Below are 21850 nucleotides of genomic sequence, written 5' to 3' on the forward strand. Positions count from 1 at the left end.
TCGGGCGCGACCCGTGAGTCAGCTCAGCGAGGGCGCATCCACACGATGCAGCGCTGGGCATCCAGGCCCGGGACGGCCAGTTGTTCCACGTGAAACACGTCCACGTCGGCAGGCAGCGCGGCCATCTCGTCGGCGGGGTGCTGCCCCTTCATGGCCATCCACACCGCACCCTCGGCGAGGTGCTGGCGAGTCAGGCGGGTGAAGTCGACCAGGGACGCGAAGGCGCGCGAGGTGATGACACCGAACGGCTCGGTCTCCAGCGCTTCGACGCGGCTGTGCACGCCGTGCAGGTTGGGCAGCTTCAGCTCGGCCGCGACCTGCTGGATGAACGTCGCCTTCTTGGCGACGGCATCCACGCAGCTGACGTCGGTCTCAGGGAAGCAGATCGCAATGACGACGCCCGGCAGCCCACCGCCCGCACCAACGTCCATCAATCGGGCCGGCGCGCCGTGGCGCTTCAGGGGCGCGACGACGGAGAGGCTGTCCACCAGGTGGTGGCTCAGCATCTGCGCCGGGTCACGCACGGCGGTCAGGTTGTAGACCTTGTTCCACTTCTGCAGCAGGGCCAGGTAGGCCAGCAGCTGGTCGAGTTGGGAGTCGTTGAGTTCGAGGCCGAGTTCGGTGGCGGCCGCTTGGAGGGCGTCCCTCATGCCGCTTCCGCTTCCGTGAAGCCCTTGAACTTACCCTTCTTTAGATGCACCAGCAGCAGCGAGATCGCTGCCGGCGTGATGCCGGAGATGCGCGACGCCTGGCCCAGCGTCTCAGGCCTGTGCTTGTTGAGCTTCTGCCGCGCCTCGAAAGAGAGGGCGTGCACGAGGCCGTAGTCCAGGTCGTCGGGCAGCTTCAGGTGCTCGAAGTGGGCCGCACGGGCCACATCGTCGGCCTGCTTGTTGATGTAGCCGGCGTACTTGGTGCTGATCTCGACCTGTTCGGTGACCAGGTCGGCCAGTTCGCGACCAAGCTCCGTGACCAACGTTTCACGTGAAACAGCGGCTTCGGGTCGCGCAATCGCGGCCACTTCCGCGACCGTGTCGAAGACGACGCCGGGGCGGCGCAGCAGGTCGGCGAGGTTGTACTCACGCTCCAACGCCTTGCCGACCAGGCGCTCGGCGTCCGCCGCCGGCAGGATGCCCGGATGCACCCAGGTGCTCTTCAGCTTCTCCGTTTCACGTGAAACAGCATCACGCTTGCGGTTGAACGCGGTCCAGCGCTCGTCGTCCACCAGGCCCAGCTGGCGGCCCGTTTCGGTCAGGCGGGCGTCGGCGTTGTCCTCGCGCAGCTGCAGGCGGAACTCGGCGCGGCTGGTGAACATGCGGTAGGGCTCGGTGACGCCCTTGGTGATGAGGTCGTCCACCAGCACGCCCAGGTAGGCCTGGTCGCGCGCCGGCGTCCAGGCGCCGTCGCCGCGCACCTGCAGCGCCGCATTCAGGCCGGCGAACAGGCCTTGCGCCGCCGCTTCCTCGTAGCCGGTCGTGCCGTTGATCTGGCCGGCGAAGAACAGGCCCTGGATGACCCTGGTCTCGAACGAAGCCTTCAGGCCGCGCGGGTCGAAGTAGTCGTATTCGATGGCGTAGCCGGGGCGCAGGATGTCGGCGTTCTCCAGGCCCGGGATGCTGCGCACGGCGGCGAGCTGGATGTCGAAGGGCAGGGAGGTGGAGATGCCGTTGGGGTAGAACTCGTGCGTCGTCAGGCCCTCGGGCTCCAGGAAGATCTGGTGCGAGTCCTTGTCCGCGAAGCGGTTGACCTTGTCCTCGATGCTCGGGCAGTAGCGCGGCCCCACGCCCTCGATGACGCCGGTGAACATCGGGCTGCGGTCGAAGCCGCTGCGGATGATCTCGTGCGTGCGCAGGTTGGTGTGTGTGATCCAGCAGGGCACCTGCTGCGGGTGCATGGCGGCGTTGCCCATGAAGCTGAACACGGGCACGGGATCAAGATCGCCGGGCTGGGCCTCGCACTTGCTAAAGTCGATGGTGCGGCCGTCGATGCGCGGCGGCGTGCCGGTCTTCAGGCGCCCCTGCGGCAGCTTCAGCTCCTTGAGCCGGGCCGACAGCGACACGGCCGGCGGGTCGCCCGCGCGGCCGGCGGCGTAGTTTTCCAGGCCCACATGGATGCGCCCGTCCAGGAAGGTGCCGGCCGTCAGCACGACGGCGCGGGCGCGGAAACGGATGCCGGCCTGCGTGACGGCACCGACGACGCGGTCGCCTTCCACCATCAGGTCGTCCACGGCCTGCTGGAACAGCATCAGGTTGGGCTGGTTCTCCAGCCGGCGGCGGATGGCGGCCTTGTAGAGGATACGGTCGGCCTGGGCTCTAGTCGCCCGCACGGCCGGGCCCTTTGACGAATTGAGGATGCGGAACTGGATGCCGCCTTCGTCGGTGGCCAGCGCCATCGCGCCGCCCAGCGCGTCGACCTCCTTGACGAGGTGGCCCTTGCCGATGCCGCCGATGCTGGGGTTGCAGCTCATCTGGCCCAGGGTCTCGATGTTGTGGGTCAGCAGCAGCGTCTGCGCGCCCATGCGGGCGGCGGCGAGCGCCGCCTCGGTGCCGGCATGGCCGCCGCCGACGACGATGACATCGAATTCCTTGGGGTAGAGCATCTCGATCCTGGAAAGAACGCAGGCCCGCGCGAGGGCTCGGGCAAACCCCGAATTTTACGAAGCGGCTGTGGATAAGTCATCCGACGATTTCTCGGGCGCGAGCGCCACGCGCAGGCCGCCGAGGGCAGGTGAACGGTCGGCCGTCACGGCCCAACCCTGCAGGGCGGCGATGCGCTTCACGATGGACCAACCCAGGCCGCTGCCCGGAGCCGCGGCGTCCGCGCGCCGCAGGTGGTGGACGTGGACCTCGATGGCATTGCTGTCCACCTCCTGGCCCCAGGCATAGAGCTGCGCCTCCAGCTGCTCGCGGCTCAGCACGCGGCCGGCCTGGCGCAGCAGCAGGGCCAGTAGGTCGAACTCGCGCGCCGACAGCGCGACCTCGGCGCCCGCCTGCGTCACGCGGCGGGTGGCAGGATCCAGTGCGACGTCCCGCCACGCCAGTTGCTCCTGCTGCTGGCCGTGGGCGCGCCGCACCAACGCCCGCAGCCGCGCGCCCAGCTCGAACAAATCCACCGGCTTGACGACATAGTCGTCGGCGCCGCCGTCCAGGCCGCGGATGCGGTCGGGCACGGCGTCGCGGGCGGTCAGCACCAGCACGGGCACCGTGCAGCCGGCCGCGCGGGCGCGCGCCAGCGCCTGCAGCCCGTCCAGCCGGGGCAGGCCCAGGTCGAGCACGGCCGCGGCATAGGGCGCGGCGCGCAGCTCGCGTTCGGCGGCCTCGCCGTCGCGCACCCAGTCCACCTGGAAGCCCTGTTGGCGCAGGCCCGCGCGCAGGCCGTCGCCCAGCAGCGGGTCGTCTTCGGCGAGCAGGATGCGCATCGTCTCGTCAGTCGTCGTCGTGGTCCCGTTCGCGATGATGCCGCCCTTCACCATGCGTTTGGCCGTGCGCTGCCTCGCCGGCATCGCGCCAGGGCGAGGCCGGCCCCAGGCTCCAGGCCCAGAAGCCCAGCACGGCGACGAGCAGCGCAGCGGCCAGGCCGCGGTGCATGGCCCGCGTCGGCGGCGTGCCGGCCGGCACGGCCTTGCGGCCGGTCAGCATCGCCGGCACGAGCCGGTCGCGCGCCAGCCAGCTCGTCAGCAGCACCGCGGCCACATGCATGCCCACCAGCAGCAGCAGCCCGTTGGCCAGCGTCTCATGCACCTCCTCCCAGGCCTCGCCGCCCTGCCAGGCCAGCCAGCCGCTGCCGGCTGCCAGCAGGCCGGTCGCGATCAGCGCCAGCACCGCCCAGCCACCTGCCGGGTTGTGGCCGGCATGCGGCCGCGCCCGGCCCGCCAGCAGCTCGCGCAGGTGCGCAACCACGGCGGCCGGCCCGCGCACGAAGCTCGCGAAGCGTGCCGGCGGCGTGCCGACGAAGCCCCACAGCAGCCGCAGCGCCATCGCGCCGGCCAGCGTCAGGCCGAAGCTGATGTGCACGGCCCGCCAGCCATAGGCCTCGGCGGTCAGCCAGGCGCCGACCACGCTCAGCGCCATCAGCCCGTGCAGCAGGCGCACCGGTGCGTCCCACAGCGGCTGCGTGACGGGGGTGGACGGGGCGGTGTCGGTCGAAGGCGAGGTCATGACGGCTCCTGATGCGAATGCCGCCATGCTGACGGGCCCGGCTTAGTGCTGGCTGAAGCCGCATGCGTTCCGGCCGCCGAGGGCGCGCGCCGTGCTGCAATCGGGCCATGCCTTTTCCGCCCGACCCCGCCCTGGCGCCGCTGGCCGAACTGGCCCGCCGGGCCCGCCCCCTGCGCGTGCCCGCCGGCACGCGGCTGTTCGAGGCCGGCCAGCCCTGCCCGGGCTTTCCCATCGTCGACGCGGGCTGCGTGCGCGTGTCGCTGGCCTCGCCGGACGGCCGCCAGATGGAGCTCTACCGCGTCGAGCCGGGGGAGGTCTGCGTCGTGTCGGCCACCTGCCTGTTTGCGCATCGCGTGGCCACCGCGCAAGGCGAGGCACGCACCGAGACCGCGCTGCGACTCGTCAGCCCGGCCGACTTCGAGGCCGTCTGCGAGCGCGACCCGCTGCTGCGCCGCTACGTGATGGGGCTGATGGCCGAGCGCCTGGCCGACCTGATGGCGCTGGTCGAGGCCGTGGCCTTCCAGCGGCTGGACCAGCGCCTGGCCGCCTTGCTGGGCGCGCGCGGCCCGCGGCTCGCCGCCACCCACCAGCAGCTGGCCGACGAGCTGGGCACGGTGCGCGAGATCGTCAGCCGGCTGCTGCGCCGCTTCGAGCGCGATGGCCTGGTGCGCCTCGGGCGCGAGCGCATCGAGGTGGTCAGCGCTGCCGGCCTGCAGCGGGTTTGCGCTGGCGCAAGCGTTGTGTGACCGCGGTCACCGACAGGCCGGCCGCCCCGGCGCAGCATGCAAGCCATCGCAACCCGAGGAGAAGCAAGATGTTCAAGACCAATGTCGGCGGCCTGGACCGCGGTGCGCGCATCGCAGCCGGCCTCGCGCTGCTGGGCCTGGCGGTGACCGGCAGCATCGGCGCCTGGGGCTACATCGGCCTGGTGCCGCTGGCCACCGGCCTGATGGGCAGCTGCCCGCTGTACGCGCTGTTCGGCTTCAGCACCTGCCCGCGCAAGTCCTGAGGCGCGTGGGCGGGACAATGCCGGCATGGCCTTGTCCCAGCCCTCGACATCCCCCGCCTGCCGCCCCCGGTGCGCCGCCTGCTGCATCGCCCCGTCGATCAGCTCGCCCATCCCCGGCCACCCTGGCGGCAAGCCGGCCGGTGTGCGCTGCGTGCAGCTGGACGACGAAGACCGCTGCCGCCTCTTCGGCCGGCCCGAGCGGCCGGCGGTGTGCGGCTCGCTGGCGCCGCACGCGGAGATGTGCGGTGACAGCCGCGAGCAGGCCATGCACTGGCTGGGATGGATGGAGCGCGAGACGGCGCCAGGCGGCTAGAGTCGGGTGGTCCGCCGCTGCCACCCACCGCCATGACCGACCCACGACGCCGCCTGTTGTTGCTGTCCTCCTGCGGCCTGGCGCTGCCCAGCCTGGCCGACGGCCCCTGGCCCAGCCGCGCCATCCGCCTGCTCGTGCCGTTCGCACCGGGCGGCAGCAGTGAAATCGTCGCGCGCACCGTCGCGGCCGAGCTGACCAAGTCGCTCGGCCAGACCATGTACGTCGAGAACAAACCCGGCGGCGCCGGCAACGTGGCCATGGCCGAGGTGGCCCGCGCGGACGACCAGCACACCCTCGTGCTGGGCCACATCGGCACGCTGGCCGTGAACCCCTACATCTTCGACAAGCTGCCCTACGACCCGGTCAAGGACTTCCGCCCGGTCACGCTGCTGGCCAAGGTGCCAAGCCTGTACGTCGTCCACCCGGACCTGCCGGTGAAGACGCTGCAGGAGTTCGTCGCCTACGCGCGCAAGCGCCCGGGGCAGCTGAACTACGGCTCGGCCGGCAACGGCAGCGCCGGCCACCTGGCCATGGAGTACCTGAAGATGGCGGCCAACCTCTTCATGCTGCACGTGCCCTACCGCGGCACCGGCCCGCAACTGACCGACCTGCTGGCGGGCCGGCTGGAGGCTGCTTCCGTGGGCGCGCCGGCCGTCATGCAGTTCATCAAGGCCGGCAAGCTGCGCTGCCTGGCCACCGGCTCGCGCGAGCGCCTGCCCCAGCTGCCCGACGTGCCGACCGTGGCCGAGCAGGGCTTCCCCGGCTTCGAGATGACGCAGTGGTACGGTCTGCTGGCGCCATCCAGCATGGCGCAGGCCTCGGTCGACAAGCTCGCCGTCGAGGCGGCCAAGGCCATCCGTTCGGTGGGTGCGAAGGAGCGCCTGGGCGCCGACTCGGCCGAGGCCGTCGGCAACACGCCGGCCCAGTTCGCCGCCTTCATCGCGCAGGAGCAGCAGCGCTGGAAGCCCGTCATCCAGCGGGCCAAGGTCAAGCCCGATTGAGCCGCCACGCCGCCCCGCGGCCCAGGCGGGCGCGCCAGGCCTGGGCGCGCGGGTGGTCCCAGTACTTGTCGAAGAAGTAGTGCAGCACCGTGTTGGCCAGCGGCTCGATGAAGGTGACCGCGCCGGCCACCGCGATGCTGCCGGTCAGGGCGTAGGTGACCGTGAACGAGGTGCCCAGGTGCAGGATGCCGAAGCTGACGGCCTTGGCCATGTTGTCTATCGCCCGAGTGAATCGAATAGTCAAATGCTAATGATTCTTATCACCGGTAGCCAATCGCTTGCGGCTATCCCCGCGATCGGCGCTGCCCGGTCATGACGCCGGCCGCGACCCCGCTGCCTCCGCACAGCCTGCTGGCACAACTGGCCGAGCAGCGCGGCGCGTTTGCCGACGCCTACACGCTGCACCTGCCGCGCGCCGTCACGCTGGCCGAGTTCGTCGAAGCCTTCTACACGACGCGGCTGTTCAAGGTCGAGCGCGTGCTGCTCGCGCTGCTCGGCAAGCCGTCCAGCGACGCGATGGCGCGAGCCCTGGCGCGCGACGAGGGCGAACGGCTGGCCGTCTGGACCGTCGAGGCGCGCCGCCCGGATGAGTTGCTGATGCACGAGGACAGCGGCGCCACGCGCTCCTGGTTCAAGGTCGAGGCGGGCGGGGGCGCCACGACGCTGTGGTTCGGCTCGGCCGTCGTGCCGCGCCGCCGCGGGCCGGGCGGCGAGGCGCGCTTCAGCGGGGTGTTCCACGCGCTGCTGGGCTTTCACCGCTGGTACTCGCGCGCGCTCCTCAAGGCTGCCGCGCGAAGGTTAGGTTAGGGCCTGGTGCCCGGGCCGCTGATCTTCTCGGTGACCGCCTGCTTGCTCCCGAGATCCTCGATCCACACCTCGCAGGCATCGGCGGCGATGCGGCCGGTGACGACGTAGCGTCGGCCCTCCGCCGGCGTGAAGTCCACCTCGCCCACCGTGCGGCAGTGCGGGTGGGACAGCCCCAGCACCGGCGAGGCGTATTGCGTCGCGGCCTGCAGCCTCACGCGCGCGGGGCCCAGCGGCAGCTCGTTGGTCAGCGCCACCGGCGTGACCGTCATGCCGCTGCCCTGGCCGGCGCGCGTGGTGGCCACGCTGCTGCTGGCCAGGCGGCGCCCGTCGGCCTGCGTCATCTCGAAGACATGCAGCTGCTGCGGGCTGACGGCCACCACCTGGTCGGCGACGTTCGCCGTCGGGCCGGTGTAGTCGGCCGGGGTGGCGGGTTCGAAGGCGCTGAAGCTCTTGAAGCTGGTGCAGCCGGACAGCGACAGTGCCGTGGCCGCCAGGAAGGCGATGCGTTTCATGCGGCGCGCAGCTTACCGCGCCACCGCCGCGCGCATCGACCGCGCCACGTAAACCAGCGCCACGGCCGCGAGGCCGAAGCCGATGACGACGCCCGGCAGCACCTGGCTCCAGCGCAGCGCCTCGCCCTTCAGCACGGCCAGCATCAGCGTGTTTTGGGCCAGGCCGGGCACCCACAGGTACCAGGGCGCGTCGCCACCCGGGTTCAGCAGGCTCACCATCGGCGCCAGGCTGACGGCGGTGATGACCAGCGTGCTGCTGGCCTGCGCCTCCTTGAAGGTCTTGGAGCGGATGGCCAGCGCCATCAGCAGGGCCGACAGTCCGGCCGCCAGCGGGATCTGCAGCAGCCAGAAGGCCAGCACCTCGCCGGTGCCGAACTGGAACATCGCCTGCAGGCTGTCGCTCTGCAGCAGCCACTGCGCCGGCACGAAGCTCAAGCTCGCCAGCAGCGCCACCGCCATGCCCAGCAGCGCGACAGCGCCCCACTTGCCGGCCACGATGGCGCCGTGCGGCGCGGGGTTCATCAGCAGCGGTTCCAGCGACCCGCGCTCGCGTTCGCCGGCGGTGCTGTCCAGCGCCGCGGTCAAGGCGCCGTACAGCACGGCCATGATGATGAACATCGGGATGATGCTGGTCAGCCGCGCCGCGCGTGCCTGCGCGCTGGCGAGGTCGCGCTCCTCGATGTCTATGGGTTCCAGCAGTTCGATGGACACGCCGCGCATCGCCAGGTTCAGCGCCGAGCGCTCGCGGTTGAAGCTCCACAGCAGGCCCTTGATGGCGCCGATGCCGGCGCTGGCGCGCTGGTTGGCGCTGTCGCCGACGATCTCCACCGTCGGGGCCTCGCCTTGCAGCAGCTTGGCCTCGAAGTCCGCCGGCACGACGAGCACCGGCTCCAGCAGCGTCGTGGCGCGCAGCCGCGCCTCGTAGTCGCTGGGCGCGGCCTTGATGGTGTAGGTCTGGCGCTCGATGAAGTTCTTCAGCGTCGGCGCGTTGTCGATGCCGACGGCCATCAGCTCGCGGCGTTCGGCGCGGGCCTCGAACGACGCGATCAGGCCCGACAGCGCGGCCAGCAGCAGCGGTCCCATCAACACGGCGGGGATGAGGATGCGCAGCAGCGTGCGGCGGTCGCGCAGCGCGTCGGCCAGTTCTTTTGCAAAGACGATCCAAGCGTGCTTCATGCCGCGACCTCCTCGGGGAACGCGAGCTTCACGAAGGCATCCTCGAAGCGGTGCTCACCCGCCTGTTCGAGCAGCGCCGGCACGCTGCCATGCGCCACGCTGCGGCCGTGCGACACGACCACGACCTCGTCGCAGAGGTGCTCCACCTCCTGCATGATGTGGGTCGAGAAGACGATGCATTTGCTGCCGCCCGCGGGGCTGCGCAGCCATCGCAAGGCCTCGCGCAGGGCGCGCGTGGCCAGCACGTCCAGGCCGTTGGTCGGTTCGTCCAGCACGATGTTGGCGGGGTCGTGCACGAGGGCGCGCGCCAGCGCGGTCTTCATGCGCTCTCCCTGGCTGAAGCCCTCGGCGCGGCGGTCCAGGATGGACTGCATCTCCAGCAGGCGGGCCAGCTCCTCGGCGCGCGCGTTGGCGGCTTCCGGTGCCATGCCCTGCAGGCGGCCGTAGTAGGCGATGTTCTCGCGCGCGCTCAGGCGCGGGTACAGGCCGTGCGCATCACCCAGGATGCCCATGCGGGCCAGGGCTTGCAGCGGCGCGTTCTTCACGACGATGCCGTCGCAGGCGATGTGGCCGCTGTCCGGCGCGAACAGCCCGCCCAGCATGCGCAGCGTCGTCGTCTTGCCCGCGCCGTTGGCGCCCAGCAGGCCGGTGATGCGGCCGTTGGCGGCCGTCAGGCTCACGCCCTGCACCGCATGCACGACCTTCTTGGCGCCACGCTTGAACAGGCCGGCGCCCGTGCGCGTGGAAAACTGTTTGTGAACGTCCTGGATCTCGATCATTGGGCAGGCCCTCCCTGCACGGGCTGGAAAGCGGGCGGGCGGGGGATGCGGGTCGCGCAGGCCGCGTCCTGCGGCAGCGCCTCCGCGTCGGTCTTGGCGTCGATGAAGCGGAACATCACGTCGCGCATGCAGCCCACCGCCATCACGCCATGGCCGGCCTCCGGCACGACGAGGTGCTGCACGCGCGCCGGCTGGCCGGCGCCCAGCGCCTTGGCGACGCGCTCGCCGTGGCGTGCCGGCGTGGCGGGGTCGGCGCCGCCGCTCAACAGCAGCACCGGGCTGGGCGCCGGCGGCACCTTGTAGAAGTCCGCCGGCACGTCGCCGCGGGGCCAGGTCTTGCATATGCGGGCGTACATGTCGGCGTCGACGTTGCGGAAGTCCGTACCGGGCGTGTCGGTCGCCTGCGCCAGCCGCGGCATGTCCTCCGCGCAGACGACGGAGAAGTGCATGCCCATCGCCAGCTTCATGCCCTTGCCGCTGCCGAAGGCCGTCGTCAGGCCGAACAGGCCGTCGAAGCGCCCGTCCCGCGCGGCGGCCTGGATGGCCGCGGGCAGGGCGGCGGCCAGCGCCGGCTGGTAGAGCGGCCCGCGCACGGCGCGCAGCAGCAGCTCGCGGTCGACAGTGAAGTGCTCGGGCACGCCCGTCAGCGGCTGCTGCACCGTCACCGCGCGGGGCAGGGAGGCCAGCAGCTTGGCCCAGTCGGCGCGCAGCTGCGGGTGGGTCTTGGCATGGGCGTCGAAGAGCTTGTCCAGCGCCGCCTGGCCGTCCGTCGAGAAGCTGGCGGGCAGCACCATGTCCGGCGGCGCGACGCCATCGATGAGGGTGCGCCGCACCTGGGCCGGGAACTGGCGCAGGTACTCCAGCGCCGCACGCGTGCCGTAGCTGCCGCCGATGAGGTTCCACTGCGGCACGTCCAACGCCTGTCGCACGGCCTCCATGTCCTGCATCGCGATCGTCGTCGTGAAGAAGCGCAGGCCGCCGTCCTGGCCGTAGGGGAGTTTTTCCAGCGTCGCGCGGCAGGCGTCCAGGCGGCGCATCTGCGCGGCGGTGTCGAGCTGCTCGGTGATGGGCAGCTTGCTGTCGTCGGGGCATTCCAGCGGTGCCGACAGGCCGGTGCCGCGCTGGTCGACGAAGACCAGGTCGCGCCGGTTGTTCAGCCGCGAGAGCCGCTGCAGCACGCGCGGCGCCACCTTGATGGCGCTCTGCCCGGGGCCGCCGGCCAGCATCAGCACGGCGTCGGGCTGCTTGTTGCGCGCCATCGCCGGCACGACCAGGTAGTGGATGGTGATCTTCACGCCGTCCGGCCGCGCCGGGTCCAGCGGGCGCTGCAGGCTGCCGCACAGCAACTCGTTGGGGATGCCCTCGATGCGGCAGGGCTTCAGCGGCGCTGCCGCCATCGCCGTGCCGCACAGGCCGGCCGTCGTCAGGAGCACCAGCAGGCCTCCGCGCCAATCACGCATGCCGTTCACTTGTCGTCGTTGGAATGGCGTGCAGTATGCGGCGCGGCCCGCGGCGGCCGCACCCGCCGCGGGCGACCGGCACGGGCGGCCGCATGAGCGGCAGGAAACGTGGGGCCAGCGGCGTCAGCCGGCGCGCGCCACCACCAGGCGCGCCAGCGCGGCCGTCGCGTCGACGACCGGCAGGCCGCAGGCCGCGGCGTCCAGCACCAGCGGGATCTCCGTGCAGCCCAGCACCAGGGCCGCCGCGCCGCGCTGGCGCAAGGCGCGCGCCGCATCCGCCAGCAGCGCCTGGCCGTCCTGCAGCTGGCCGGCCTTCACGGCCTCGATGCCGGGCATGACCAGCGTCAGCATCTCGCCGGCGGTCGGCAGCAGCCACTGCACCGGCGGCGTCTCGGCCAGGCGGCGGTTGATGTAGAGGCCCGACGCGATGGTGGCGTCGGTGGCCAGCAGGCCCACGCGCGCTTGGGCGCCGGCCAGCGCCAGCGCCTCGTGCAGCGCCGCGTCGACGAGATGCAGCATCGGCCGCTGCAGCTGCTCCTGCACCTCCTCGAACCACAGGTGCGCCGTGTTGCAAGGCATGACGATCAGGTCCGCGCCGGCCGATGCCAGCCGCCGGCCGCAGGCGACGATGGCCGCCAGCGGCGAGCCCCCCTCGCCGCGGAAGGCGGCCGTGCGGTCGGGGATCTGCGGCACGCAGCTGACGATCATCGGCACATGGTCCTGGTCGCGCGCGGCGGGTGTGGCGTCCAGCACCTTGCGCATGAAATCGATCGTGGCCAGCGGGCCCATGCCACCGAGGACGCCTACGACCTCCATGTCACCGGACCCATGCAACGCATGAAACTTGCGGGCCGAGCGCCGGGCCGCTCCCAAGCCGGACCGCGCTGGCGATGTGCTTGCCGGTCGATCCGGCAAACATCGCCGTCCCCGCGGGGGACCGGCCAAGGTACTCCTTGGACGAGGGGCGCCATGTCACACCGCGGGCTTGTCGGAGAGCTGCTTGAGGTTGTCGCGCAGCTCCGGGCTCATCGGCGCATTCAGGTTGATGCCGCGCGGCGGGATGGGCGACAGGAACCACTTCTTGTAGAGCGCCTCGAACTCGCCGCTCTTCATCAGCGCGGCGACGGTGTCGTCCACCAGCTTCTTGAAGGCCGGGTCGTCCTTGCGCAGCATGATGGCGTAGGGCTCCACCTGCAGCGGCTCGCCGACGATGGCCAGCGCCGCGGGGTCGGGGCTGCTGGCGCGCAGGCCGAACAGCAGGATGTCGTCCATGCCGAAGGCGTCGGCGCGCTCCTGCTGCACCAGCAACGCCGATTCGGCATGGTCCTTGGCGCCCAGCAGCTCGAAGCCCAGGTCGCGCTCGGCATTGACCTTGCGCAGCACCTGGAAGTTGGTGGTGCCGACGGTGGACACCACCCGCTTGCCCTTCAGGTCGGCGAGGGCGCGCACCGGCGAGCCCGCCTTCACGAGCAGCCGCGTGCCGGTGTAGAAGTAGTTGACCGAGAACGCGACCTGCTTGCTGCGCGCGGTGTTGTTGGTCGTCGAGCCGCATTCGATGTCCACCGTGCCGTTCATCAGCAGCGGGATGCGGTTCTGCGACGTGACGGCCTGCGTGGCCACCTGCAGGTCGGCGCGGCCGGTGGCCTTCTTCACCTGCTCGACGATGCGGCCGCAGATCTCCCAGCCGAAGCCGGTGGGCTTGGTGTCCGCGCCGAGGTAGGAGAAGGGGATGGAGGATTCGCGATAGGCCAGCGTGATGGTGCCCGAGGCCTTGGCCTTGTCGAGCGTGCCGGGTTCGGCGTGCGCGCCCATGCAGGCCAGGCAGGCGAGGGCGGCTGCGGCGGTGGCGGAGTGCTTCATGGAGGTCCTCGGTGCGGTGCGTTGATCGGATGCCTGAATGCTAGGAAAACGCGCGGCCGCCGTGCATCGCGTTTGACCGGCAGTTCATAAGGCGGCCTAATGAACGCCGCCATGAGGATCAAGCACGTCGAAGTCTTCCACGCCGTCATGCTGACCGGCAGCGTCGGCGCCGCGGCGAAGCTGCTGCACGTCACGCAGCCCGCCATCACGCAGACGCTGCAGCACGCCGAGCTGCAGCTGGGCTACGCCCTCTTCACGCGCCAGAAGCGCCGCCTGGTGCCCACGCGCGAGGCCCAGGCCCTCTACCCCGAGGTGCAGGCGTTGATGCTGCAGCTGGAGTCGCTGCGCCGCATGGCCTCGGCGCTGCGCGAGGGCCAGGACAGCCCGTTCCGCATCCTCATCGTGCCGTCGCTGGCGGTGCGCGCGCTGCCGGACGCGCTGCGCATCTTCCGCAAGGCGCACGCCGGCATGGAGGTCGCGGTGCGCACGCTGCATTCCAACGACATCGCCCGCGCCATGGCGCTGCAGGAGGCCGACGTGGGCATCGTCTACGGCAAGCTGTCGCACCCCGCGCTGCAGGACGAGCTGGTGGCCACCGGCCGGCTGGTTTGCGTGTCCGCGCGCAAGACGCGCGCCGACAAGCGCACGACGGTGACGCTGCAGGAGGTGCTGCGCGAGCCCTTCATCCGCATCGACGAGCGCGACCCGCTGGGCGCCGTGCTGGCCGACCACTGGTCACGCCTGGGCCTCACCGCCAAGGCCGGCATGACGGTGCAGACGCATCACATCGCCATGGTCATGGCCGAGCAGGGCTTCGGCCCGGCCATCATCGACTCGTTCACGGCGCAGGCCTCGACGGGCGAGAGCTTGCAGGTGCGCACGCTGCTGCCCGAGGTGCCGGTGGAGGTGCGCGCCGTGCAGCCGCAGGGGCTGCGCTCGCCGCGGCCGGTGGCGGACTTCATCAAGGCCTTCCGGCAGGTGATCGCCGCTTAGGCCTTCGCTTTGAACAGCCCCTGGCAGGCCGACCGGGCCTTGGCGTCGCTGCCATCGAGCTTGCCGCAGACGCCGTCGAGCTGGGCCTTGAGCCGGCCCACGGCGGCCGCCTGGGCCGGGGTCTTGTTCCAGTCGCCCAGCAGCGTCGCGACCTTCTTCAGCGAGCGCTCGCTGCGCTCGTAAAACGCGCCGGGGTCCTTCTCGGCCTCGGCGAACAGCTGGGCCGCGGCCTTCTCGATGCGTGGCGCGTCCTCGGGCGACAGCTCCACCAGCGCGGCCAGGTAGCTCGACCCCCATTGCAGCCGCGTGGCCGGGCCCTCACTCTTGTTGAAGGCCTCTTCATACCAGCGCAGCGCGTCCGCCTTGCGGCTCTGCTTCCTGGCGTTGCCGCCCAGCTGGCTCATCAGGTAGTAGGGCGAGTGGCTGCGCGCCAGCGCCGACTTCAGCAGCTCGTCGCTCTCGGTCCACAGCCCCGCGCGGCCCAGCAGGTAGGCGGCCTGCGTGACGACGGCCTGGCGCTCGAAGCCGTCGGTGATCTCGCGGTTGGCCTTGGTGGCCTGGTCACGCGCCTCCACCAACAAGGCGGCGGGGATGGTCTTGGGATGCGGCTCGTCCTTGGCCGCGTCCAGCCGGGCCAGCTCGATGCGGGCCTGCAGCGCATTCAGGCGGTCGGCGCGCGACAGCGTGGCGTCCTCGTTGAGCCGCTTCAGCGCGGTGTCGAACTCGGCGACGAGCTGGCTGCGCGCCGCGCCGGCGGCCGGCGCCAGCGCCTTGGCGAGGTCGGGCGCCTCGTTGCTCAGCACGTCCATCTGGGCCCGCGCCTGGGCGGCGTCGGCCAGCACGGCGCGCAGCCGCGGCAGCTGCGCGGGGTCGGCGGCCTTGCCCTCGGCCAGCGCACCGATGGACTTCAGCCACAGGCGTGTGGTCGTCTCGCGGTCGGCGCCCTCGCTGGCCTTGGCCAACTGCGCCAGCGTGGCGGCGCGTTCGGCCATCGGCAGCAGTTGTTGCTCGTCCGTCTCCCAGCCGTAGAAGCCCAGCAGCCGCCACTCGTTGGCGCCCAGCTTCCTGCCCGCCTTGGCGTCCGCCAGCACCGCCTTGACCGGGCGACCGCTGGACAGGCCCATCTGCAGCACCTTCATGACCTGGGCCGCGTCGGCCTCGCCGGGCAGGCGCGTGATCTCGCTGCCGTTGGGGTTGAAGAGGATCAGCGTCGGATAGCCGCGCACCTTGAAGCGCGTGCCCAGCTTCTGCGCGCCGGGCGCGTCGCCGTCGATGCCCACGGCCACGAAGGCCTTGCTCTGCTCGATGAAGTCCGCGCGGTTGAACAGCGTTGCTTTGAGCTGGTTGCAGGGCGGGCACCACTTGGCGCCCCAGTACAGCAGCACGGGCTTCTTCTCGGCCTTGGCCTGGACGAAGGCGCGGTCGATGTCGGCATCCGCTTCGGCGGCCTGCCAGGACACGCCCGAGGAGGTGCTGAGGGCGTGGGCGGTGGGTGTGATGGCGAGCAGCCAGGCGGTAGCCAGGGCTGCGATACGAGGATGGCGTGTCATCGGGCCTGGGGTGTCGATCGTGTCGAAGCCGCGATTGTCCGCGGCCGTCATTGGGGAGAATCCGCGCATGCCGAATAAGCTCACTCAGCGGCTGGATGAGGCCCTGGCCGCGCTGCGGGCCCAGGCCCGGCCCGACCAGCTCGACGCGATGGCCCGCTTCGGCCTCACCGGCGACGGCCGCCTGGGCCTGGCCGTGCCGACGCTGCGCGCGCTGGCGAAGGAATTCAAGCGCGACCACGAACTGGCGCTGGCGCTGTGGGACACCGGCATCCCGGACGCGCAGATCCTGGCCGGCATGGTGGCCGAGCCGGCGCGGTTCACCGCCGAGCAGATGGACCACTGGGTCGCCGGCATGCGCGCCTGGGATGTTTGCGACCAGGCCTGCCTGAACGCCTTCGTGAAGAGCCCGCTGGCCTGGGATGCCATCCCGCGCTGGGCGGCGCGCGAGGCCGAATTCGAGCGGCGCGCCGGCTTCTCGCTGCTGGCCGTCGCCGCCGTGCACCAGAAGACGCGGCCGGACTCGGACTTCCTGGCCCGCCTGCCACTCATCGAGGCCGCGGCCGACGATGAACGCAACTTCGTCAAGAAGGCCGTCAACTGGGCCTTGCGGCAGATCGGCAAGCGCAGCCTGCTGTTGCGTGAGCACGCGCTCACTGTGGCGGATCGGATGTGCGGGCGAAGCGAGAGGTCGGCGCGCTGGATTGGCAGCGATGCGCGGCGAGAGCTGAGCCGCAGCGGGGAGTGAGCGTCAGGGGCCGATCGGAAAATGACTCTGACCCCAATTTGAATCCCCCTTTGGAGGGATGCGCGGGGGATGCGACCGGCCGGCATCCCCCTTCGCTCCACCCTCTGGGTGATGTCCGGAAAAAGGCCCGGCGCCGATGCTGAGGGTGTGACGTTTTCCACGACGTCGAAGCCCACGAACCGGAGCCCGCCATGCAATTCTTCGCTTCTTCGCAGTCCCCCTGGTCCACCTCCAAGCTGCCGGTGGCGCTGCAGGCCCGGCCCACCGCCATGGGGGCGTCCGCGCCGAAGCCCGAGGTCTGCGGCTGGTTCGACTCCAGCTTCGACCTGTCCACGGGCCTGGAGGTGTCGGAGCAGGACAACGACACGCTTTACCAGCTGTGGGAACTCTCCCAGCGCTGATTCAGAGCCGGCAGGCCAGCGTCGTGCCTTGCAGGATGGCGCGCTTGGCATCCAGCTCGCCGGCCTCCAGCGCGCCGCCGATCAGGTGCACGCTGACACCCGCCGCCTTCAATGGCGCCTCCAGCTCGCGCAGCGGCTCCTGGCCCGCGCACAGCACGATGGTGTCGGCCTCGATCAGCTGGGCGTCCTTGCGGTCCTCGCCATAGCTGACCCACAACCCCTCCGGCGTGATCTGCTCGTAGTTGACGCTGGCCAGCATGTCGACCTGCTTCATCTTCAGCGCCGCGCGATGGATCCAGCCGGTCGTCTTGCCCAGCCCTGCGCCCGGCTTGCCGGCCTTGCGCTGCAGCAGCGTGATGCGGCGCGTGGGCGCCTCGGGCGCCGGCCGCAGCAGGCCGGCGCGCACCTGTTCCGGGTCGCCCACGCCCCAGTGGCGGCGCCACGCGGCCGGGTCCAGCGTCAGCGAATGGCCGGCCTCCAGCAGGTACTCGGCCACGTCGAAGCCGATGCCGCCCGCGCCGACGATGGCCACGCGGCCGCCCACCGGCTTGTCGTGCCGCAGCACGTCGATGTAGCTCAGCACCTGGCCGCGCGCAATGCCCTCGGCCTGGCCCTTGATCTTCGGGTCGCGCGCGCTGACGCCGGTGGCCAGCAGCACCTCGTCGAAGCCCTTCAGCGCCTCGGTGTCGACGCGACAGTTCAGCTTCAAGTCCACGCCGGTGATCTCGATGCGGCGGCGGAAGTAGCGCAGCGTCTCGCTGAACTCCTCCTTGCCCGGGATGCGCCTGGCCATGTTGAACTGGCCGCCGATCTCGGCCGCTGCGTCGAACAGCGTCACTGCATGGCCGCGCTCGGCCAGCGTCGTCGCCGCGGCCAGGCCCGCCGGCCCGGCGCCGACGACGGCGATGCGCTTCTTCGCTGCGCCCACCGGCCGCAGCACGATCTCCTGCTCGTAGGCCGCGCGCGGGTTGACGAGGCAGGTGGAGATCTTCTGCGCGAAGGTGTGGTCCAGGCAGGCCTGGTTGCAGGCGATGCAGGTGTTGATCTCGTCGGCCCGGTTCTCTCGGGCCTTCTTGACGAACTCCGGGTCGGCCAGGAAGGGCCGCGCCATCGACACCATGTCGGCCGAGCCATCGGCCAGCACGCCTTCGGCCACCTCCGGCGTGTTGATGCGGTTGCTCGTGATCAGCGGCGTCGTGATGCCTTCCTCGCGCAGCCGGGCACGCAGCTTGGCCGTGACCCACGCGAAGCCGGCGCGCGGCACGCTGGTTGCGATGGTCGGAATGCGCGCCTCATGCCAGCCGATGCCGGTGTTGATGATCGTCGCTCCGCCCCTGGCCACGCGCCGCCCCAGCTCGACGACCTCCTCCCAGCTGCTGCCGTCCGGCACCAGGTCCAGCATGGACAGGCGGTAGATGATGATGAAGTCCGGCCCGACTGCCTCGCGCATGCGCGCCAGGATCTCCAGCGGCAGCCGCATGCGGTTCTCGTACGACCCGCCCCACTCGTCGCTGCGCTGGTTGGTGTGCGTGACCAGGAACTGGTTGATGAAGTAACCCTCCGAGCCCATCACCTCCACGCCGTCGTAGCCGGCCTCGCGTGCCAGCCGTGCGCAGCGGATGAAGGCGCGGACCTGCCGCTCGATGCCGCGGGCGCTCAGTTCGCGCGGCGTGAACGGCGAGATCGGGCTCTGGATGCGCGACGGTGCCACGCACAGCGGCGAGTAGCCGTAGCGGCCGGTGTGCAGGATCTGCAGCGCGATCTGGCCGCCCTCCGCATGCACCGCGTCCGTGATGAGCTTGTGCCGCCGCGCCGCGCCCGACGTGGCCAGCGTGCCGGCGAACGGCTTCGCCCAGCCTTCGATGTTGGGCGCGAAGCCGCCCGTCACGATCAGCCCCACCTCCCCGCGCGCCCGCTCGGCGAAGAACACCGCCATGCGCTCGAAGTGCTTGCGCCCGTCCTCCAGGCCGGTGTGCATGCTGCCCATCAGCACGCGGTTCTTCAGCGTGGTGAAGCCGAGATCCAGCGGGGCGAGCAAGTGTGGATAGTTCATCCGGTCGATGCTAACCAGCGCCGGCAGGCCGCAATTGGAGAGCTCTCCTCAATGGCGCGGCCGGTGCAGCAACAGTTCTTCACCCGCTGCGGGATGGCGGAAATCGTGACATCGTCCGCTTGAGTTCTAATCGCCAATCCGCGTACATGGGATCGGCCCGGCGGTTTGGTTTTTTGGAGAGTTCTCGATGCGATTCACCCCTTGGGCCACGCGACTGGCCCTGACGCTGAGCCTGTCGGCCACTGCCCTCTTGACCGCCTGCGGCGGTGGCGGCGATGGTGGTGGCAGTGCCCAGGTGCGGCTGCTCAATGCCACGCGCTCCTTCCCGCAGCTGGATCTAGTGGTCAACAGCAAGACCATCAACAGCAAGGTGGCCTACGCGACCGCCGGCGAATACGGCGGCGTGGACACCAACGCCACGGGCACCCAGGTGCAGCAAAGCGACGTCGGCACCAGCGTCTCGGCGACCACGCCGACGCTCGCCAGCGGCAACAACTACACCTACATCACCTACGGTTTCGCCGGCGCGGTTCGTACCACGCTGCTGCAGGAAGCCGAGCCCGCGGCTGACGCCAACAAGGTCAAGCTGCTGGTGCTGAATCTGGCTCCCGATGCCGGCGCACTGGACGTGTATCTGACGACTGCCGCCAACTGCGCGCTGACCTCCGAAACCGCCGCGACGACCAATCTGCAAGGCGGCGCGGGCAGCGGCTACATCAGCCTGAACGCCGGTACCTTCCGCGTCTGCGTGACCGGCTACAACAAGACCACGGACCTGCGCCTGAACATCCCGTCCGTCACCCTGGAGTCGACCAGCGTCAACACGCTGATCCTGACGGCCACGGATGGCGGCGTGCTGGTCAACGGCATCAAGCTGGTGCAAAAGGGTGCGGTCACGAACTACCCCACCGCGCAAGCCCGCGTGCGCACGGTCGCCGCATTGACCGCCGGTGGCAAGGTCGCCTCGACCATCAACGGCCAGGGCATGTTCAGCGTGGGTGCCACCAGCCCGCTGATCAGTGAGTACGTGACCACCACGGCCGGTGCCAGCACCCTGACGACCAGCGTCAACGATGTGCCGGTCACGTTCGCGGCGCCGACGTTGACCGCCGGTTCGGACACCACGCTGCTGGTCTGGGGCGATGCCGCAGCGCCCAAGCTGGCCGTGCTGAACGACGACAACCGTCTGCCCACCGTCATCGGCAACGTGAAGGTTCGCCTGGTCAACGCGCTGCCCTCGCTGACCGCGTCGCTGAACGTGGACTTCAGCGCCATCGCGTCCAACGTGTCGCCCGGCGCAGTGTCGAATGCCGGCACGTTCTCGTCGACGACGGCCTCGCAGGTGGAAGTCGTGGTGCCGACCTCGGCCACCCCGATCTTCAACAACAACAACACCACCATTGCCTTCCCGGCCAACAGCGTCTGGACCTTCTTCGCCGTGCCGAACGCCGCTGCCGCGCAAGGCATGACCGCCCTGCCCAAGCGCGAGCGCCCGTAAGCTTCAGCGCCCCACTGCAAGGCCCCCGCGCCCACCGGCCCGGGGGCCTTCTCCTTTCTGGCGGCAAGATGGCGACTGTGTCCCCACCCACCCGCTTGCAACTGCAGCGTCTGCGCCAGCTCTGGCGCAGCGCCGGCTGGCCCTGCCAGGACCTCGTCGAGGTGGAACTGCTGGCGGCCGGCTGGGTCGAGCGCCTGGCCGAGCCCGGCGGCCGCGAGTGCCTGCGCGTGACCGATGCCGGCATCGCGCTCATCGCTGCCTCGCTGGCCCGCAACCGCGCCGCGCGCGACGCCCACGAGTTGCTGGTCGAGCGCGTCGCCACCGAGATGCAGCGCGCCGGCCGCATCGCCTGGCGCGGCCTCGCGCTGCGCGCCGGCCTGCCCGCGGAAGACGGCAAGACGCTGTGGGTCAACGCGATGCCCGATGTCTATTCCATCCGCCACAGCACGGTGGAGGACTACCTCGAACCGGCCATCCACGAGATCAAGGTCAGCCGCGCCGACCTGCTGGGCGAGCTGCGCCGCCCCGCCAAGTCCGCCGCCTACAGGGCGCTGTGCGGACAGTGCTGGTTCGTCATCAAGGCCGGCATCGCCGAGCCCGAGGAGATCCCGCCCGAGTACGGCGTGCTGATCGGCCACGCCACGCACCTCGAACTCGCCCGCCCGGCGCCCAGGCGCGCCTGCAAGCCCGACTTCCCCACCTGGATGGCGCTGGCCCGCGCCACGCCGCTTGCGCCGCCCGATGACGATCCACAATCGCCGTTATGACGCCCCTCGCCCGGTTATGCAGCGCTGAACGCGCCGGCTTGGGGCGGCCCGGCGCTCGGCCCGAAATGCACCCGTTTCATCCGCAGCGCCATGAAGAACTGAGATGAGCAAGACCGTGCCCACCGATGCCGATGTCGAGGCCTACTGCACCGCCCAGCCCGAGGCGCGCGCCGCCGACTGCCGGGCGCTGATCGCGCTGATGCAGCAGGTGAGCGGCCACCCGCCGAAGATGTGGGGCCGCATGGTCGGTTTCGGCCATCACCATTACGTCTATGACAGTGGCCGTGAGGGCGACACCTTCGAGATCGGCTTTGCCAGCGGCGCTGGGGGCAAGGGCGACATCAGCCTGTACCTGAACTGCGATGCCAGCGTCAACGCCGGGCTGCTGGTTCAGCTGGGCAAGCATCGCCATGGCAAGGGCTGCGTCTACATCAAGCGCTTGGCCGACGTTGATAAAAGTGTGCTGGCCCAGCTCTGCGAGGCGGCGCTTGGCGCCTTGCGTCGATGAGCGACGCCCTGCTGGCCGCCACCTGCCCGCGCTGCGGCGGCGGCTTCGAATGCGGCGTGAACGCGGGCCATTGCGACTGTTTCGGCATCCGCCTGACCGACCCGTTGCGCGCGGAGCTGGCCGCGCGCTACAGCGGCTGCCTGTGCCTGCGCTGCCTGCGTGAGCTGATGGAAGCCGACGCCCCGCCGGCCGGCAACGACGACACCGCGCCCGGCTGAGCGAACGGCCCACTTCACCGGCATGGCCCGCCGCCTTGGGCATGAT

Annotated in this window: 25 protein-coding genes; 12 read left to right on the top strand and 13 right to left on the bottom strand. The window is 70.8% G+C overall.

Annotation, left to right across the window (positions count from 1 at the left end; all coding sequences use genetic code 11):
- Window positions 1–23: 23 nt before the first annotated feature.
- Genes rsmG through ASD35_RS15445 form a run of 4 tightly spaced genes read right to left on the bottom strand, consistent with a single transcriptional unit; the run spans window position 24 to window position 4154 of the window.
- Window positions 24–650 carry a 16S rRNA (guanine(527)-N(7))-methyltransferase RsmG gene (gene rsmG / locus ASD35_RS15430; protein WP_056875819.1) on the bottom strand — a complete coding sequence of 209 codons (627 nt, stop codon included), beginning with the start codon at window positions 648–650 and terminating at the stop codon, window positions 24–26.
- Window positions 647–2596 (bottom strand): tRNA uridine-5-carboxymethylaminomethyl(34) synthesis enzyme MnmG, encoded by a 1950-nt coding sequence (gene mnmG, locus ASD35_RS15435; protein WP_056875820.1) that lies wholly within the window; start codon window positions 2594–2596, stop codon window positions 647–649. Before mnmG ends, rsmG begins: the two co-directional genes overlap by 4 nt.
- A gap of 54 nt (window positions 2597–2650) precedes the next feature.
- A complete protein-coding gene (locus tag ASD35_RS15440; RefSeq protein ID WP_082580193.1) occupies window positions 2651–3415 on the bottom strand; it encodes a response regulator in 765 nt (254 codons plus the stop codon).
- A 7-nt stretch (window positions 3416–3422) separates the two neighbouring features.
- Entirely contained in the window at window positions 3423–4154 is a 732-nt protein-coding gene (locus ASD35_RS15445) for a cytochrome b/b6 domain-containing protein (protein ID WP_056875821.1), read from the bottom strand.
- A 107-nt stretch (window positions 4155–4261) separates the two neighbouring features.
- Here ASD35_RS15445 and ASD35_RS15450 point away from each other — a divergent pair, with 107 nt between their 5' ends.
- From ASD35_RS15450 to ASD35_RS15465, 4 genes are all read left to right on the top strand, one after another.
- Window positions 4262–4900, top strand: a complete 639-nt coding sequence (locus tag ASD35_RS15450) for a Crp/Fnr family transcriptional regulator (protein WP_056875822.1) — start codon at window positions 4262–4264, stop codon at window positions 4898–4900.
- 68 nt (window positions 4901–4968) lie between these two features.
- Window positions 4969–5163, top strand: a complete 195-nt coding sequence (locus ASD35_RS15455; RefSeq protein WP_056875823.1) for a DUF2892 domain-containing protein — start codon at window positions 4969–4971, stop codon at window positions 5161–5163.
- Window positions 5164–5188: 25 nt separating this feature from the next.
- Window positions 5189–5476 carry a YkgJ family cysteine cluster protein gene (locus tag ASD35_RS15460; protein ID WP_056875824.1) on the top strand — a complete coding sequence of 96 codons (288 nt, stop codon included), beginning with the start codon at window positions 5189–5191 and terminating at the stop codon, window positions 5474–5476.
- Window positions 5477–5508: 32 nt separating this feature from the next.
- Window positions 5509–6477 (top strand): tripartite tricarboxylate transporter substrate binding protein, encoded by a 969-nt coding sequence (locus tag ASD35_RS15465; RefSeq protein WP_056875825.1) that lies wholly within the window; start codon window positions 5509–5511, stop codon window positions 6475–6477.
- Here ASD35_RS15465 and ASD35_RS15470 read toward each other — a convergent pair.
- Window positions 6464–6688 carry a DUF2061 domain-containing protein gene (locus ASD35_RS15470; RefSeq protein ID WP_056875826.1) on the bottom strand — a complete coding sequence of 75 codons (225 nt, stop codon included), beginning with the start codon at window positions 6686–6688 and terminating at the stop codon, window positions 6464–6466. The genes ASD35_RS15465 and ASD35_RS15470 overlap by 14 nt on opposite strands.
- Window positions 6689–6789: 101 nt before the next feature.
- Here ASD35_RS15470 and ASD35_RS15475 point away from each other — a divergent pair, with 101 nt between their 5' ends.
- Window positions 6790–7284, top strand: a complete 495-nt coding sequence (locus ASD35_RS15475; protein ID WP_056875827.1) for a hypothetical protein — start codon at window positions 6790–6792, stop codon at window positions 7282–7284.
- Here the strand turns inward: ASD35_RS15475 and ASD35_RS15480 are convergent.
- The 6 genes from ASD35_RS15480 to ASD35_RS15505 form a co-directional block, all read right to left on the bottom strand.
- The gene (locus ASD35_RS15480) at window positions 7281–7796 is read right to left on the bottom strand and encodes a hypothetical protein (RefSeq protein WP_056875828.1); all 516 of its coding nucleotides are present in this window, start codon (window positions 7794–7796) and stop codon (window positions 7281–7283) included. The genes ASD35_RS15475 and ASD35_RS15480 overlap by 4 nt on opposite strands.
- A 12-nt stretch (window positions 7797–7808) precedes the next feature.
- Window positions 7809–8972: an ABC transporter permease gene (locus tag ASD35_RS15485; protein WP_056875829.1), complete on the bottom strand. Its 1164-nt coding sequence runs from the start codon at window positions 8970–8972 to the stop codon at window positions 7809–7811.
- Entirely contained in the window at window positions 8969–9751 is a 783-nt protein-coding gene (locus tag ASD35_RS15490; RefSeq protein ID WP_082580184.1) for an ATP-binding cassette domain-containing protein, read from the bottom strand. Before ASD35_RS15490 ends, ASD35_RS15485 begins: the two co-directional genes overlap by 4 nt.
- A complete protein-coding gene (locus ASD35_RS15495) occupies window positions 9748–11211 on the bottom strand; it encodes an alpha/beta hydrolase (protein WP_056875890.1) in 1464 nt (487 codons plus the stop codon). Before ASD35_RS15495 ends, ASD35_RS15490 begins: the two co-directional genes overlap by 4 nt.
- A gap of 123 nt (window positions 11212–11334) precedes the next feature.
- Window positions 11335–12027, bottom strand: coding sequence for an aspartate/glutamate racemase family protein (locus ASD35_RS15500; RefSeq protein WP_056875830.1), 693 nt, complete (start codon window positions 12025–12027; stop codon window positions 11335–11337).
- 156 nt (window positions 12028–12183) lie between these two features.
- A complete protein-coding gene (locus tag ASD35_RS15505) occupies window positions 12184–13071 on the bottom strand; it encodes an amino acid ABC transporter substrate-binding protein (RefSeq protein WP_056875831.1) in 888 nt (295 codons plus the stop codon).
- A 111-nt stretch (window positions 13072–13182) separates the two neighbouring features.
- On the opposite strand from ASD35_RS15505, the gene ASD35_RS15510 reads away from it, so the two are divergent.
- Window positions 13183–14064, top strand: a complete 882-nt coding sequence (locus ASD35_RS15510) for a LysR family transcriptional regulator (protein ID WP_162254471.1) — start codon at window positions 13183–13185, stop codon at window positions 14062–14064.
- Here ASD35_RS15510 and ASD35_RS15515 read toward each other — a convergent pair.
- Entirely contained in the window at window positions 14061–15614 is a 1554-nt protein-coding gene (locus ASD35_RS15515) for a thioredoxin fold domain-containing protein (RefSeq protein WP_082580194.1), read from the bottom strand. The two genes, ASD35_RS15510 and ASD35_RS15515, sit on opposite strands and share 4 nt — an antisense overlap.
- 67 nt (window positions 15615–15681) lie before the next feature.
- On the opposite strand from ASD35_RS15515, the gene ASD35_RS15520 reads away from it, so the two are divergent.
- Both ASD35_RS15520 and ASD35_RS15525 read left to right on the top strand, forming a co-directional pair.
- On the top strand, window positions 15682–16359 hold the full coding sequence (locus tag ASD35_RS15520; RefSeq protein WP_056875834.1) for a DNA alkylation repair protein: 678 nt from the start codon (window positions 15682–15684) through the stop codon (window positions 16357–16359).
- A 191-nt stretch (window positions 16360–16550) separates the two neighbouring features.
- A complete protein-coding gene (locus tag ASD35_RS15525) occupies window positions 16551–16760 on the top strand; it encodes a hypothetical protein (protein WP_056875835.1) in 210 nt (69 codons plus the stop codon).
- A 1-nt stretch (window position 16761) separates the two neighbouring features.
- On the opposite strand, the gene ASD35_RS15530 is transcribed toward ASD35_RS15525, so the two are convergent.
- Window positions 16762–18813 carry an NADPH-dependent 2,4-dienoyl-CoA reductase gene (locus tag ASD35_RS15530; protein WP_056875836.1) on the bottom strand — a complete coding sequence of 684 codons (2052 nt, stop codon included), beginning with the start codon at window positions 18811–18813 and terminating at the stop codon, window positions 16762–16764.
- Between the two features lie 187 nt (window positions 18814–19000).
- Between ASD35_RS15530 and ASD35_RS15535 the strand changes: the two genes are divergently transcribed.
- From ASD35_RS15535 to ASD35_RS15550, 4 genes are all read left to right on the top strand, one after another.
- Window positions 19001–20311, top strand: coding sequence for a DUF4397 domain-containing protein (locus ASD35_RS15535; protein WP_056875837.1), 1311 nt, complete (start codon window positions 19001–19003; stop codon window positions 20309–20311).
- Window positions 20312–20406: 95 nt separating this feature from the next.
- Window positions 20407–21078 (top strand): hypothetical protein, encoded by a 672-nt coding sequence (locus ASD35_RS15540; protein ID WP_235538357.1) that lies wholly within the window; start codon window positions 20407–20409, stop codon window positions 21076–21078.
- A gap of 103 nt (window positions 21079–21181) precedes the next feature.
- Entirely contained in the window at window positions 21182–21586 is a 405-nt protein-coding gene (locus tag ASD35_RS15545; protein ID WP_056875838.1) for a DUF1801 domain-containing protein, read from the top strand.
- Entirely contained in the window at window positions 21583–21804 is a 222-nt protein-coding gene (locus ASD35_RS15550; RefSeq protein WP_056875839.1) for a cysteine-rich CWC family protein, read from the top strand. Before ASD35_RS15545 ends, ASD35_RS15550 begins: the two co-directional genes overlap by 4 nt.
- Window positions 21805–21850 lie beyond the last annotated feature (46 nt).

It is taken from the genome of Pelomonas sp. Root1444 (assembly GCF_001426885.1).
Taxonomy (GTDB): Bacteria; Pseudomonadota; Gammaproteobacteria; order Burkholderiales; family Burkholderiaceae_C; genus Pelomonas.